This window comes from Lachnoanaerobaculum sp. (assembly GCF_057250505.1).
The window spans coordinates 22431-35987 of the sequence record NZ_DBHIEQ010000025.1 but is presented as its reverse complement, the minus strand read 5'-3'; the positions used below and the strand labels follow the sequence as shown (position 1 = coordinate 35987).

Genomic DNA, 13557 nt, shown 5'->3' with positions numbered 1-13557 from the left:
TCAACTCCCTGCGGATTTATGAAGTCCCGCTTCTGCCCTACATGGACAGACCAGCCGACACACGGGAGGGCTGCAAGCACCGCTGCACCAATGCCGCTATGGAATATTTCAAGAGTGAAGTCATGGAGATGTGCCACCGGGAGGGGCTTTACCAAATCGACCTTTTGAACGGCAGCAAGGAACGGATAACGGAACGGGAATACTGGGCGGCAAAGAAAGGGCAGCTTGCCCTTGATAAAGAGAACGCTGTCAGAGAAGCCGCAGGACAGCCGACCAAGCCCACCAAGTTTGAAACGGACAAGGCGAAGCTGCGCCGGACGATACGGCAGGCACTTTCCCAAGCTGGCAGCTTTGACGAATTTTCTTCCCTTTTGCTGCGGGAGGGTGTGACCGTCAAGGAGAGCCGGGGGCGGCTTTCCTACCTCACGCCGGACAGGACAAAGCCTATCACAGCCCGGAAGCTGGGGGACGATTTTGACAAGGCTGCTGTCCTTGCCCTGCTCACGCAGAACGCCCACAGAGCCGCCGAACAGACCACAGACATACCCGAATACCCACACACCCAAAAGGAACGCTTGCGGGAGGAAAAAGCCGCAAAAACCACCCCGGCAGACAACACCTTGCAGCGCATGGTTGACCGGGAAGCCAAGCGAGCCGAGGGCAAGGGCGTGGGCTATGACCGCTGGGCGGCAAAGCACAACCTAAAGCAAATGGCAGCTACCGTTACCGCCTATCAGCAGTATGGCTTTTCTTCCCCGGAGGAACTGGACGAAGCCTGTTCTGCCGCTTATGCCGCCATGCAGGAAAGCCTTACAGAGCTGAAGCAGGTGGAAAAGACGCTGAACGGGAAAAAGGAGCTGCAACGGCAGGTGCTTGCCTATTCCAAGACCCGCCCTGTCCGGGACGGGCTGAAACAGCAGAAAAACGCCAAAGCAAAAGCAGCCTACCGTCAGAAGCACGAAAGCGACTTTATCATAGCAGACGCAGCCGCCCGTTATTTCAGGGAGAACGGCATTTCCAAGCTGCCGAGCTATAAAGCCCTGCAAGCAGAGATTGAAAGCCTTATCCAAGAGAAAAACAGCGGCTACAACGATTACCGGGCAAAACGGGAGGAATACCGCCGCTTACAGACTGTCAAGGGCAATATCGACCAGATTTTACGCCGGGAACGCAAGCCTGTGAAAAGGCAGGAACAGGAGCGATAAAAACCACCCCAAAATGTACCCGAACCCATACAGAACAAGGGGGCTGCCCCGTACCCTATCCGCAATACCAAAGGATTTTTTAACGGGCTTACAGGGCAGAAAAACCCCGAAAATGATACCGAGATGATACAGAATTACCGCCGATACCGCCACACCAGCGGAAACGGCAGAAAGGAGCGCACCCATGCCAAGAATGAGCAAGAAACGGCGGCTGGAATGGTCTTTTTTCCTGCGGCAAGTGAAAGTCGGGAATTCCACCTGCGATCGTATCACATACAATGACCTCTGCCGGGGCTGTACCCATAGCTGCAAGCAGAGCTTCCGGGCGGTTATCATACTCTGCCCCCGCTACTACTCCAAACGCCGGAAAAAGGAGGACAGGGACAATGGCAGATAACCGCAAGTATTACTACCTCAAGCTGAAAGAGAACTTTTTTGACAGCGACTCCATTGTGCTGCTGGAAGATATGAAAGACGGAATTTTATATTCCAATATCCTCTTGAAGCTGTACTTAAAATCGCTGAAAAACGGCGGGAAGTTGCAGCTTGACGAGCATATCCCCTACACAGCACAGATGATAGCGACACTGACCCGCCACCAGATAGGGACGGTTGAGAGGGCTTTAGAGATTTTCCGGCAGTTGGGGCTTGTGGAGCAGCTTGACAGCGGGGCTTTCTATATGACCGACATTGAACTGATGATAGGACAGTCCTCTACCGAAGCCGAAAGGAAACGGGCTGCAAGGCTGGAAAACAAGGCACTTTTACCGTCCCGGACAAAAGGCGGACATTTGTCCGACATTCGTCCACCAGAGATAGAGATAGAGTTAGAGAAAGAGATAAAGATAGAAAAAGAGAGAGAGGGAGAAACGGGACACCCCGCCCCCGCCGCTTATGGCAGATACAACAATGTGATACTGACCGATACAGAGCTTTCCGGGTTGAAAACAGAGCTGCCCGACAAGTGGGAGTATTATATTGACCGGCTTTCCTGCCATATCGCTTCCACCGGTAAGCAGTACCACAGCCATGCAGCCACCATTTACAAGTGGGCGCAGGAGGACGCTGCCAAAGGCAAGGCTGCCCCGAAACAGGGCATACCCGATTATTCATGCAAGGAGGGCGAGAGCTTATGAGAAACGGGATTGAAGCTATGATTACGGACATTACAGCCACTACCGCCGAAGCGGAGGACTACACAGGCGAGGACGGGCTTTTATACTGCGGCAAGTGCCATACGCCCAAAGAAGCCTATTTTTCAAAAGAAACCGCCCAATGGTTAGGGCATGACCGACACCCGACAGAGTGCGACTGCCAGCGGGCAGCCCGTGAAAAACGGGAAGCCGCTGAAAGCCGACAGAAGCACCTTGAAACAGTGGAGGACTTGAAACGCCGGGGCTTTACCGACCCTGCTATGCGGAACTGGACATTTGAGCATGACAACGGCAGAAACCCGCAGACCGAAACCGCCCGCTTTTATGTGGAGAGCTGGGAAACCATGCAGGCTGAAAATATCGGCTACCTGTTCTGGGGCGGCGTGGGGACAGGAAAAAGCTACCTTGCCGCCTGTATCGCCAACGCCCTTATGGAAAAAGAGGTTGCCGTCTGCATGACAAACTTTGCAACAATACTCAATGACCTTGCCGCCAGCTTTGAGGGCAGGAATGAGTATATTTCCCGCCTTTGCAGCTACCCCCTGCTGATACTTGATGATTTCGGTATGGAGCGAGGGACAGAATACGGGCTGGAACAGGTTTATAGCGTGATTGACAGCCGTTACCGAAGCGGCAAGCCGCTGATCGCCACGACCAACCTCACGCTGGAGGAATTGCAGCACCCGCAGGACACGCCCCACGCCCGTATCTATGACAGGCTGACTTCCATGTGCGCCCCCGTCCGCTTCACGGGTAGCAACTTCCGAAAGGAAACCGCACAGGAAAAGCTGGAACGATTAAAGCAACTGATGAAGCAGCGAAAGGAGAGCCTATGACAGAAACGAAACAGACAAGCACCACCAAAACAGACCGCCGCCCGGACTGTGTGACGGAAATCCGCATGGGCAACTCCGTCCTTACCGTTTCCGGCTTCTTCAAGCAGGGCGCAACCGACACCGCAGCCGACAAGATGATGAAAGTGCTGGAAGCGGAAGCTGCTGCCGGACATACGCCACCGTTCAGCGCATAAGTGATGACATGGAAAAGCGGTCATGCTTCCCGGCGTGACCGCTTTTCAACAAAGGATTATGAGGGTATGAATAATTCGTCAACAGTTATTTGTAATTCTTTGGCAAGACAAAAGGCTAAAGCAAGTGTTGGGTCATACTTGTTATTTTCTATTGCATTGACCGTTTGACGGGAAACGCCGCATTTTTTAGCTAATTCCTCTTGTGATAAGCCTAATTCTTTTCGTTTATTTCGGATTATATTTTCCATATCAACCACTATGCTTTCTCTTGTAATACATGAGGGAAACAAAATACATAATAGCGAAAACTTCCAACTGTACAAAAGGATTTTGAGTAAGAGGTTGTGCAGTTACAAACTTTTCAATGACAGTTAAAATATTTGCTCCAACCACGCCTAACAGAGTAAAGGAACTGGCTTTCCATACGATAATTTGATTGCGTTCATCTCCCGGTTTTAGAAGTGTTACCAACATAAAAATGTCTAAAACTGTAAACACAGCCAAAACAACTCCTAAAAAAATCATTGCACCTACTGGCATAATACTTCGCTCCTTTCAAGATTTGTTTAGAATCAAATGTCAAATACTTTTGACACTTTGATAATATCAGAACAGTTGCAAAATGTCAAGAGTTTTTGACATTTTGTTTTTTGAAATATCATTGAGCGACAAACCTTAAAAGAAAAAATCGTCATTATTACAAGCTATAAAGAAGCGAAAACCCTATACAGACAGCCGCCCCATGTGGTACAATCAAGGTACGGAATAGTGGGGCTGGCTGTCGGAAACGGAGGATTTTATGTTAAGACAGACCAACCAACAACCAATTACCGCCCTTTACCCAAGACTTTCCCATGAGGACGAGCTGCAGGGCGAGAGCAATTCCATTTCCAATCAGAAGCGTATCCTTGAAACCTATGCAAAGCAGAACGGCTTTTCCAATCTGCGCTGGTACACGGACGACGGTTATTCTGGTGCGAACTTTCAAAGACCCGGTTTTCAAGCCATGCTTGCGGACATTGAAGCCGGAAAAGTCGGGACAGTTATCGTAAAGGATATGTCGAGGTTAGGGCGAAACTACCTGCAAGTGGGAATGTACACGGAAATGATTTTCCCACAGAAAGGTGTCCGCTTCATCGCTATCAATGACGGAGTGGACAGCGCACAGGGCGACAATGATTTTGCCCCGCTGCGGAATATCTTTAACGAATGGCTGGTGAGAGATACGAGCAAGAAAATCAAAGCAGTGAAACGCTCAAAAGGCATGAGTGGCAAGCCTATCACAAGCAAGCCTGTGTATGGCTACCTCATGGACGAGGACGAAAATTTCATCATTGACGAGGAAGCTGCACCCGTAGTCAAGCAGATATACAATTTCTGCCTTGCCGGGAATGGTCCGACCAAGATAGCCCGTATGCTCACAGAGCAGCAAATCCCCACGCCGGGAACGCTGGAATACCGCAGGACGGGCAGCACCCGCCGCTACCACCCCGGCTATGAGTGCAAGTGGGCGACCAATACCGTTGTGCATATCCTTGAAAACCGGGAATACACAGGCTGTCTGGTAAACTTCAAGACAGAAAAGCTCTCTTACAAAGTCAAGCACAGTGTAGAAAATCCCCTGGAAAAGCAAGTGATTTTCGAGAACCACCACGAGCCTATCATAGACACCCAGACATGGGAACGGGTGCAGGAACTTCGCAAGCAGCGCAAACGCCCCAACCGCTATGATGAAGTGGGCTTGTTCTCCGGCATACTGTTCTGTGCGGACTGCGGCAGTGTCATGTATCAGCAGCGATACCAGACGGACAAGCGCAAGCAGGACTGTTATATCTGCGGTAACTACAAGAAACGCACCCATGACTGTACGGCGCACTTTATCCGCACCGACCTCTTGACCGCTGGCGTACTCTCCAATCTGCGAAAAGTGACAAGCTATGCGGCAAAGCATGAAGCCCGGTTTATGAAGCTCTTGATTGAGCAGAACGAGGACGGGGGCAAGCGCAGGAACGCCGCCAAGAAAAAGGAACTGGAAGCCGCCGAGAAACGAATAGCCGAGTTATCCGCTATCTTCAAGCGGCTGTATGAGGACAGCGTGACCGGGCGCATATCAGACGAGCGTTTCACAGAGCTGTCGGCAGACTATGAAGCAGAGCAACGGGAACTGAAAGAAAGAGCCGCCGCTATCCAAGCGGAGCTTTCCAAAGCACAGGAAGCCACCGTGAACGCAGAAAAGTTTATGAATGTTGTCCGGCGGCATACCAGCTTTGAAGAACTTACCCCTACTCTGCTGCGGGAGTTTGTAGAGAAAATTGTTGTGCATGAGTGCAGCTATGACGAGAACAAGACCCGCAGACAGGACATTGAGATTTATTATTCTTTTGTTGGCAAGGTGGACTTGCCCGAATAACCGCCCGACCTATCCGACACAATGCGCAAGTGCCGGATAGGAACGGCAAAATTTTTTACACTTCTATTGCTTCTTTATCACACATCAATAAAATCACAGGGAATTAAGCAGCTTATGGCAGGGGGTGGAATAGTTTTAATAGGGCTAAAACTAATTCCGCTACTTGCCACTGTACTTAATTAATATGTTGGATTTATTTGGAAAAATAGATGAGTTTTTCAAGAATATCATGATTGATGTAATTAAGGATAATCTATCGGCAATGCTTTTAGATATTAATGAGAAAGTGGGAACAGTTGCCGGAGAGGTTGGTAAAACTCCGAGTTCATGGAACTCGGAGGTATTTGCCTTCATAAAATCAATCAATGAAAATGTTGTTTTACCCATAGCAGTAATAATCCTTACAGCAATCTGTTGTATTGAATTAATTCAAGTGGTAATGCAAAAAAACTCCATGCATGATACGGATACCTTTGAGTTTTTCAAATACATCATAAAGATGTGGATAGCTGTATGGCTTGTATCCCACGCTTTTGAGTTTTCCATGGCGGTCTTTGATGTTGCACAGGACATGGTAGGAAAGGCAGCCGGAGTTGTGGGAAGCAGTGCGAATATTGCACCGGGAGATTTTGATGCTATGGTTGATGCCCTAAAAGAGAAAAGTGTTGGAACACTCATCGGAATTTCACTTGAGACAGGACTTGTTAAAATCTCTTTAACAATACTTTCTGTTTTAATTACAGTAATCTTATACGGAAGAATGATTGAAATTTATATTTACTGTTCCGTAGCCGCTATTCCTTTTGCCACAATGGGAAATAAGGAATGGAGCAGTATAGGAACAAATTATATAAAAAGTTTGTTTGCACTTGGACTTCAAGGATTGTTTATTTTAATCTTTTTCGGGATCTATGCGGTACTTGTAAAAACCGTAAACTTTACGGATATTCATGTAAGTATTTTAAAGGTGCTGGCATACGGACTGATACTTGGAGTAATGATGATGAAGTCTGGAAGTATAGCAAAGGCTATTCTTAACAGTCATTAGATGACTTTTGTTCAAAATGAGCAAAAGTAAAAGATTGAAATGATGAAATTAAAACAGTAGGTTTAAGTAAAAATATAAGTACCGGGAGGTAGCAATGAAAATATTAAATAAAAAAATGATAATAATATCAGGAGCAGGAGTAATGCTTTTTATAGGGGTTTTGCTTGGAAAGATCATAAGCTGGAAAAAGCAGGATATATCAGTACCTTTAGATAAAGATTTTGACTTTGTAAAAATAAAAGATGATGAAAATATCTTATGTAAAGCTGATTTCGAACTTGCAGAAGAATTGCAGAAGATAAAAGAGGAAATCATCTCACTTTGGGAACATATAGAAGCGCTTTCAAATAGCGAAAAATCAAGGGAGAAAAGTTTATGGCATATGTAAAAGTACCGAAGGATCTTAGCAAAGTAAAAACAAAGGTAGCCCTTAACCTTACTAAAAGGCAGCTGATCGGCTTTAGTATAGCAGGATTATTAGGTTTTCCTGTTTATCTGTTATGTAAAAACTTTTTAAGTACGGATATTTCAATGATACTGATGAGTATAGTAGTACTTCCGATTTTGTTTGCAACGCTTTATGAAAAAGATAACCTGCCATTTGAAAAGCATTTGGCATATATAGTAAGGTTTCATAAGGCTGAAAAGATAAGGGTATATAAGATAAAAAGCATTTATAACACTGATAAGAAAGATAAAATAAAAGATAAAATAAAAGATAAAATAACTATAAATAAGTCCGGCTTAAAGGGTAATAGGAGGAGAAGAATTGAATAAGGAGAAGAAGAAAAAACAAGAGCAAAGAATACAAAGGGATGAAATGGAGCTTAGGAAAAACAATAAGGAATTATCCGAGTTAAGAAAGTTAAGCAGAAAGAATACAGGCAATAAAAAAGACGGGGAATCATTCATAAAAAAGGGATGGTTTCCCTTTCTGATAAAGTCTAAGAAAAAGGAAACGGTACAGGATACAATTCCCTATAAAAGAATGTTAAAGGACGGGATCTGTCAGGTTGAAAAGGATAAATACAATAAAACTATTCGCTTTTTTGATATTAATTATAGACTTATGGAAGAAGAGGATCAGGAGGGGATATTTGCCGACTTTTCTTCTTTTCTTAATTTCTTTGATTCAAGTGTGGAAGTGGAGTTTAACTATATTAACAGCATAGGTGAGAATGAAGAAAGGAAAGAGCTTATTAATATCAAAGAAACCGAGGATGATTTCAATGAGATAAGAAATGAATATAGACAAATGCTCCTAAATCAAAGTAGCAAGGGAAATAACGGACTGTCAAAAAATATGTATTTAACCTTTACCATAAAAGCTGAGGATTTAAAGCAGGCAAAAAGTAGATTAGAGAGAATAGAATCGGATATATTAAATAACTTTAGGCAGATGGGTGTAAAGGGCTATGTACTTGACGGAGAAGAAAGGTTAAAAGTCATTCACGATATATTAAATCCTGAGGACAGGTTTATTTTTAACTTTGAAGATTTGAAATACAGCGGACTTACAACAAAGGAATATATTGTACCGACTTCCTTTAATTTTTCAAAGCCTACCTATTTTAAGATGGGAGAAGTATTTGCAGAGGTAAACTTTCTACAGATTTTAGCATCGGATATAAAGGATGAAATGCTTTCAGAATTTTTAGAGGTTGAAGAAAATATGATCGTTACCTTTCATATCAAAGCTGTTGACAGGATGGAAGCGATTAAAAATATAAAAAGAAAAATAACCGACCTTGATAAGATGAAACTTGAGGAAAATAAAAAAGCAATCAGAGCAGGATATGATATAGATATCCTGCCAAGTGATCTTGTAACTTATGGAGCGGAGGCAAAGAACTTACTTTCTGAACTTCAAAATCATGATGAAAAGATGTTTTTAGTAACGATCCTTATTATGAGTACAGGTAAAAGTAGAACTAAGCTTGAAAATACCGTATTTACACTAAAATCCATTGCGAACAGGCACAACTGTAACATTAAAAACTTAAACTACAGGCAGGAACAGGGGCTTGTTGCAAGCCTTCCGCTTGGAATAAATGAGGTGGAAATAGAAAGAGGACTCACCACAAGTTCGGTGGCTGTATTTATTCCCTTTACAACGGAGGAACTCTTTATTAAGGGTGAAAGTTTGTATTACGGTTTAAATGCTTTAAGTCGAAATATTATCATGGCTGACAGAAAGAAACTTAAAAATCCGAACGGGCTGATACTTGGAACACCGGGTAGCGGAAAATCTTTTGCGGCAAAGAGAGAGATTACCAATGCTTTCTTGATTACGGATGATGATATCATTATTGCAGATCCTGAGGCTGAATATTCTCCGCTTGTTAATGCCCTAAAGGGGCAGGTTATTAAAATATCACCGATTTCAAAAGACTATATAAATCCCCTTGATATCAACACCGACTATGCGGATGAAGATAATCCGTTGTCATTAAAATCTGATTTTATACTGTCCCTTTTTGAACTTGTAGTTGGAGAGAAAAAGCTAAGTGCGGAAGAAATCTCAGTTATTGACAGGTGCTTGCCAATTCTTTATAAAGCCTATTTTGAAAATCCGATACCTGAAAATATGCCTATACTGGAAGATTTATATAATCTTCTTAGAAAACAGGAGGAGAAAATAGGAAAGAAACTTGCGGTAGAGATGGAGATTTATGTAAAGGGAAGCCTTAATGTATTTAATCACAGAACGAATGTAGATACAAACAACAGGGTGGTTTGCTATGACATTAAAGAACTTGGAAAACAGCTTAAAAAAATAGGAATGTTAATAATACAAGATCAGGTTTGGAACAGAGTAACAATAAATAGGACAAGTAAAAAAGCAACAAGATATTTCGTTGATGAATTTCACCTTCTTTTAAAAGAGCCGCAAACAGCCAACTATTCTATAGAGATTTGGAAAAGATTCAGAAAATGGGGAGGTATGCCAACAGGCTTAACACAAAATATCAAAGATCTTCTTGCAAGTCCGGAGATTGAAAATATCTTTGATAATACCGACTTTATTCTGATGCTTAATCAGGCGGGAACAGATAGAGATACACTGGCTAAGAAGCTTAATATTTCAAAGCACCAGCTTTCTTATGTAACAAACAGTAATGAGGGAGAAGGTTTAATCTTTTATGGAAATACCATTGTCCCCTTTATAGATCAGTTTCCTAAAAATACAAAACTGTACTCACTGATTACAACAAAATTAAGTGAGACAGGAAAAGATAAAAAGTGAGAAGCAGTATGCAAAATTCAAGATAAATACAGAATATATGGGGTTTGTAAGAAAGACTAGTGAGGTGAAAGAAATTGAGAGAGAAAAAGAACGTAAGGTATAAAAACAGTAGAGAAAAACCGTTAAATCAAGAGATAAAGCCTTTTCCATCTGAAAATCAAACAGGTTATAAAAAAGAAGATGTTAAAAATCAGTATGTTCTCATTAAAGATGATATGCCGACTGAAGTAAAAACATCTTCATCTAAGAAAACATTTATAAATCATCCGTATAGAGAGGATAAATATAAGGACTTAAATAAAGGTAGTGATTCTTATGAGATACCGGGTAAGGGAAATATAAGTCAAAATAAATCTTTTCTTGAGCCAAAAAAGGATAAAAAGGTCAGACAAAAGCAGATAGGAAGATTTTATAATAAAGAAAAAGAAACCTATGAAGATTTATCTAAAGATACGGATAAAAATATAGCTTCTAATCAGTATGATATGGGCTTTAGGAATGATAAAGCTTTACAAAAGGTATCAGCCAAGGAGCAAAGGCATAAAGAAAATGTCGCCACCATAACAACTGATAATTTTAAAAATAAAGCAAGAGCAAATAGGAAACGATATAAGAAAATCCTAAAAGAAAATCATGACAAAGAAGATTTAAGCTTAAAGAAACGTTCAAAGAAGTATTTTAAAAGTAACTTTGAAGATGAAGAATTTACAAGGACTAAGAATAAGAAAAATCCTCTAAACACAAAGGATGGAGTAAAAGAGAAAAACGGTAATAAAGGAGAAATAGCGGATAATTCAAAGCCTAAGCCTAAAGAATATTCAAAAAAAGCCAATGATAAATTTAGAAAGCAGGAAAAGAAAATTTTAAAGATTCAGCATAAAAAGCAAAGCTTTGAAAAGAAACTCAAATATAATAGCAAGGACAGCATATCTTCTAAAAGTGCAATAGTTGTGGTAGGAGCGGTAAACAGGTATCTTGAAAGTGGACAAGAGGACAATGCCGGTGTCAGTGCTGCTCATAAGACCACAGATGGCATAGAAAGTCTTGCAAGAAAAGCTCACAATCATGGAAAAAGTAGGGTGTTAAAAAGACAAAAAAGGATGGTAAGGCTCGAAAAAGATATTGAAAAACAGGAAAAAAAGCTGCTTTTTAAGAAAAATATAGAAGAGTTTAGGAAAAGTAGCGAGTATCAAAACACGTCAAGGTTAAGACAGTTTTTTAAAAGGAGGCAGTATAAAAAGCAACTTCAAAAGAAATATAATGATAAGATAAAGAATGGGCTTAAAAAATCCTTAGCAAAGGGAAGCAAAAAGTTTGCAGAATTTATAAAAGAAAGAAGTAAAAAGATAATGTTCCTAATACTTTTGGTGGTAGGAACATTTTTTATGCTCTTTCAGGCAGGAAGCATGGTGATGAATATAGGAACAGGGACAATCAGTGATACCGTTTCTACAACCTATCTTTCCTCAGAAGAGACCTTAAGGAATATCAATCAGGAATTTTCTTCTTTAGAACAGGGACTGCAAGAGGAAATGGAAAGCGTAGAGGAAACTCATCCGGGATATGATGAATATATAATAAACGGAAAAGAAAAAATCGGTCATAATGTCCATGAGTTGCTATCTTATATAACATCTCGATATGGTGTGGTAAAAGAAGTATCTGAAATAGCCGGGGAAATACAACAGCTGTTTAATCAAATGTATACATTGACCTATGATGAAGAAATTGAAATCAGATATAAAACCGTTACATCAAGCTATATTGATGAAGCGGGGAATGAGCAGACAGAAAGCCATGAAGAAGCTTATGAATATAAAAAACTTATTGTAAACTTAGAAAAAAGAGAAATGGACGATATCATCAGAGAAGTATTTAATTCTAATCCCAACAATTTAGCCCACTATGAAGCACTGCTTTCAAGTAAAGGCAATATGGAGCTTGTTTTTGGGAGCGATAACGGGGATCTATCGGAGATTATAAACAATCCCGACTTTTCAAATCCGGGAATCGCCTTTGATGATGTAACGGTTAAGGCATTGTTTAACGAAGCGGAGAAACATATAGGTAAGAAATATGTATTTGGAGCAAATGGACCGAATAACTTTGATTGTTCGTCCTTTGTATGCTGGAGTTTCACACATTCAGGAGTTAAAAATATGCCAAGAACCACTGCTTGGGGGATTTATAAAACTTATTGTAATCCCATATCTCCAAGTGAAGCAAAGGCGGGAGATATTATCTTCTTTAAAAACACTTATAACAGCAAGAGTCCGATATCCCATGTAGGTATCTATGCAGGAGACGGAATGATGATACATGCAGGCAATCCTATTCGCTTTGTAAGTATCAATACACCTTACTGGATAGAACATTTCTATGGTTTCGGTAGAGTTAAATAACAGGAGGAAGAAGTTGAATAAAAAATATCAAAAGAATATCGAAAATCAAAAGGCGATTGAAGAAAAAATAGAAGAACTTAGGTTGAGGCAGGAAATACTTAAGGAAGAGCAGGAAGAAATGGAGCAGGTTGAGGTTCTAAAAGAATATAGGAGCATTGATATTTCACTTGATGAGTTTTTAGAAATGATGAGAAATTACAAAAAGGAAAGGCAAAGCGAAAAGAAAATGAAAGAGCCGGAAGATTCTAAAGAAGTAGAGGAAAACAGAGAAAAAATCATGGAGGATATGAATGAAGGAAACTAAATCTAAAAAGAACAGGGTGAAAAGATTGGTAGGAGTTATTTGCTTACTTGTGATGTTTGTTGTAGGGAATGTTTACCCTACATATACTTTTGCACAGGTTAATGAAAGTGAAATAGAAAGTGAGGAGACTCGTGAAACAGCCTTAGAAAAAGATAATGGGGAAAGAGAAGTACGCTTTCCTAATAAACTGGAGGCAAAAGAGCCTCCAAGTGATAATCAGGTAGGCAGCCAAAGTGATGGTATAAATAAAGGTATTCCTACAGTAGAAGGCAGTGCAAAGGCGGAACTTATAGAAAATGTAAATAATGCCAATCAAAGCTATCCTATTTATCATGGAGAAAGTACGGGGGATGAAAGTGGTAAATATTTTGCTGATGCCAGACAGTTCATTACATTTAAAACAAAGTCAGGAAAGACCTTTCATCTAATCATTAATTATGATGAAGAAGGACAAAATGTCATGCTGCTTACAGAGGTTAGCGAAGATGATTTACTAAATATGGTTGAAGCAAAAGAAAAACCTAAAGAGGAAGTAAAAAAAATAGAAGAGGTACCGCCACCAACAGAAGCAACAAAAGAAGAACCGGTAAAGGATGAGCCTAAAAAGAAAGAAGAAAGTAAAGGAGCAGGGCTTTATATATTTTTAGGATTACTTGTCATGGCAGTTGTCGGAGCAGGATATTATTTTAAAATTTACAAGAAAAAGCAGGAAGAAAGTGAGGATGATGAAGATTATAATGAGCTTGAGGATGATTAT

The 13557-nt window shown here is 41.2% G+C and carries 16 protein-coding genes; 14 read left to right on the top strand and 2 right to left on the bottom strand.

The window, feature by feature from the left end; all coding sequences use genetic code 11:
* The 5 genes from ACO6FI_RS10425 to ACO6FI_RS10405 all read left to right on the top strand — a co-directional run.
* The coding region (locus ACO6FI_RS10425) for a relaxase/mobilization nuclease domain-containing protein (RefSeq protein ID WP_485457273.1) at nucleotides 1-1205 on the top strand (1205 nt) is incomplete at its 5' end.
* Between the two features lie 184 nt (nucleotides 1206-1389).
* A complete protein-coding gene (locus ACO6FI_RS10420) occupies nucleotides 1390-1602 on the top strand; it encodes a hypothetical protein (protein WP_195441645.1) in 213 nt (70 codons plus the stop codon).
* Complete coding sequence (locus ACO6FI_RS10415) at nucleotides 1592-2341, top strand: phage replisome organizer N-terminal domain-containing protein (RefSeq protein WP_021610547.1); 750 nt, start codon at nucleotides 1592-1594, stop codon at nucleotides 2339-2341. The genes ACO6FI_RS10420 and ACO6FI_RS10415 overlap by 11 nt, the downstream gene beginning before the upstream one ends.
* Nucleotides 2338-3195 (top strand): ATP-binding protein, encoded by an 858-nt coding sequence (locus tag ACO6FI_RS10410; RefSeq protein WP_485457272.1) that lies wholly within the window; start codon nucleotides 2338-2340, stop codon nucleotides 3193-3195. The genes ACO6FI_RS10415 and ACO6FI_RS10410 overlap by 4 nt, the downstream gene beginning before the upstream one ends.
* Nucleotides 3192-3389 carry a transposon-encoded TnpW family protein gene (locus ACO6FI_RS10405; protein WP_009320846.1) on the top strand — a complete coding sequence of 66 codons (198 nt, stop codon included), beginning with the start codon at nucleotides 3192-3194 and terminating at the stop codon, nucleotides 3387-3389. The genes ACO6FI_RS10410 and ACO6FI_RS10405 overlap by 4 nt, the downstream gene beginning before the upstream one ends.
* 56 nt (nucleotides 3390-3445) lie before the next feature.
* Here the strand turns inward: ACO6FI_RS10405 and ACO6FI_RS10400 are convergent, their stop codons facing one another.
* Entirely contained in the window at nucleotides 3446-3637 is a 192-nt protein-coding gene (locus ACO6FI_RS10400) for a helix-turn-helix transcriptional regulator (RefSeq protein WP_034479912.1), read from the bottom strand.
* Between the two features lies 1 nt (nucleotide 3638).
* Nucleotides 3639-3929 (bottom strand): hypothetical protein, encoded by a 291-nt coding sequence (locus ACO6FI_RS10395; RefSeq protein ID WP_055300848.1) that lies wholly within the window; start codon nucleotides 3927-3929, stop codon nucleotides 3639-3641.
* Nucleotides 3930-4188: 259 nt separating this feature from the next.
* On the opposite strand from ACO6FI_RS10395, the gene ACO6FI_RS10390 reads away from it, so the two are divergent.
* The 9 genes from ACO6FI_RS10390 to ACO6FI_RS10350 all read left to right on the top strand — a co-directional run.
* Nucleotides 4189-5799 carry a recombinase family protein gene (locus ACO6FI_RS10390; RefSeq protein ID WP_086433040.1) on the top strand — a complete coding sequence of 537 codons (1611 nt, stop codon included), beginning with the start codon at nucleotides 4189-4191 and terminating at the stop codon, nucleotides 5797-5799.
* Nucleotides 5800-5820: 21 nt separating this feature from the next.
* Complete coding sequence (locus ACO6FI_RS10385; protein ID WP_485457271.1) at nucleotides 5821-5982, top strand: Maff2 family mobile element protein; 162 nt, start codon at nucleotides 5821-5823, stop codon at nucleotides 5980-5982.
* A 1-nt stretch (nucleotide 5983) separates the two neighbouring features.
* Nucleotides 5984-6847: a VirB6/TrbL-like conjugal transfer protein, CD1112 family gene (locus ACO6FI_RS10380; protein WP_314766523.1), complete on the top strand. Its 864-nt coding sequence runs from the start codon at nucleotides 5984-5986 to the stop codon at nucleotides 6845-6847.
* 94 nt (nucleotides 6848-6941) lie between these two features.
* Nucleotides 6942-7235 carry a hypothetical protein gene (locus ACO6FI_RS10375; RefSeq protein ID WP_485457270.1) on the top strand — a complete coding sequence of 98 codons (294 nt, stop codon included), beginning with the start codon at nucleotides 6942-6944 and terminating at the stop codon, nucleotides 7233-7235.
* On the top strand, nucleotides 7223-7624 hold the full coding sequence (locus ACO6FI_RS10370; RefSeq protein ID WP_485457269.1) for a PrgI family protein: 402 nt from the start codon (nucleotides 7223-7225) through the stop codon (nucleotides 7622-7624). The genes ACO6FI_RS10375 and ACO6FI_RS10370 overlap by 13 nt, the downstream gene beginning before the upstream one ends.
* Before the next feature lie 43 nt (nucleotides 7625-7667).
* Nucleotides 7668-10094, top strand: a complete 2427-nt coding sequence (locus tag ACO6FI_RS10365; protein WP_485457276.1) for a VirB4-like conjugal transfer ATPase, CD1110 family — start codon at nucleotides 7668-7670, stop codon at nucleotides 10092-10094.
* Between the two features lie 74 nt (nucleotides 10095-10168).
* A complete protein-coding gene (locus ACO6FI_RS10360) occupies nucleotides 10169-12496 on the top strand; it encodes a C40 family peptidase (RefSeq protein ID WP_034215276.1) in 2328 nt (775 codons plus the stop codon).
* Between the two features lie 13 nt (nucleotides 12497-12509).
* On the top strand, nucleotides 12510-12800 hold the full coding sequence (locus tag ACO6FI_RS10355) for a conjugal transfer protein (protein ID WP_485457268.1): 291 nt from the start codon (nucleotides 12510-12512) through the stop codon (nucleotides 12798-12800).
* Nucleotides 12787-13557: CD1107 family mobile element protein (locus tag ACO6FI_RS10350; RefSeq protein ID WP_485457267.1), on the top strand; the 771-nt coding region annotated here is incomplete at its 3' end. The genes ACO6FI_RS10355 and ACO6FI_RS10350, both read left to right, overlap by 14 nt.

What these genes read in the sequence shown, in the direction of transcription:
- ACO6FI_RS10415 (WP_021610547.1), top strand. Translation starts at nt 1,592, where the DNA reads ATGGCAGATAACCGCAAGTATTACTACCTCAAGCTGAAAGAGAACTTT.
- ACO6FI_RS10390 (WP_086433040.1), top strand. Translation starts at nt 4,189, where the DNA reads ATGTTAAGACAGACCAACCAACAACCAATTACCGCCCTTTACCCAAGA.
- ACO6FI_RS10375 (WP_485457270.1), top strand. Translation starts at nt 6,942, where the DNA reads ATGAAAATATTAAATAAAAAAATGATAATAATATCAGGAGCAGGAGTA.
- ACO6FI_RS10380 (WP_314766523.1), top strand. Translation starts at nt 5,984, where the DNA reads ATGTTGGATTTATTTGGAAAAATAGATGAGTTTTTCAAGAATATCATG.
- ACO6FI_RS10420 (WP_195441645.1), top strand. Translation starts at nt 1,390, where the DNA reads ATGCCAAGAATGAGCAAGAAACGGCGGCTGGAATGGTCTTTTTTCCTG.
- ACO6FI_RS10395 (WP_055300848.1), bottom strand. Translation starts at nt 3,929, where the DNA reads ATGCCAGTAGGTGCAATGATTTTTTTAGGAGTTGTTTTGGCTGTGTTT.
- ACO6FI_RS10400 (WP_034479912.1), bottom strand. Translation starts at nt 3,637, where the DNA reads ATGGAAAATATAATCCGAAATAAACGAAAAGAATTAGGCTTATCACAA.
- ACO6FI_RS10410 (WP_485457272.1), top strand. Translation starts at nt 2,338, where the DNA reads ATGAGAAACGGGATTGAAGCTATGATTACGGACATTACAGCCACTACC.
- ACO6FI_RS10365 (WP_485457276.1), top strand. Translation starts at nt 7,668, where the DNA reads ATGGAGCTTAGGAAAAACAATAAGGAATTATCCGAGTTAAGAAAGTTA.
- ACO6FI_RS10370 (WP_485457269.1), top strand. Translation starts at nt 7,223, where the DNA reads ATGGCATATGTAAAAGTACCGAAGGATCTTAGCAAAGTAAAAACAAAG.
- ACO6FI_RS10385 (WP_485457271.1), top strand. Translation starts at nt 5,821, where the DNA reads ATGCGCAAGTGCCGGATAGGAACGGCAAAATTTTTTACACTTCTATTG.
- ACO6FI_RS10405 (WP_009320846.1), top strand. Translation starts at nt 3,192, where the DNA reads ATGACAGAAACGAAACAGACAAGCACCACCAAAACAGACCGCCGCCCG.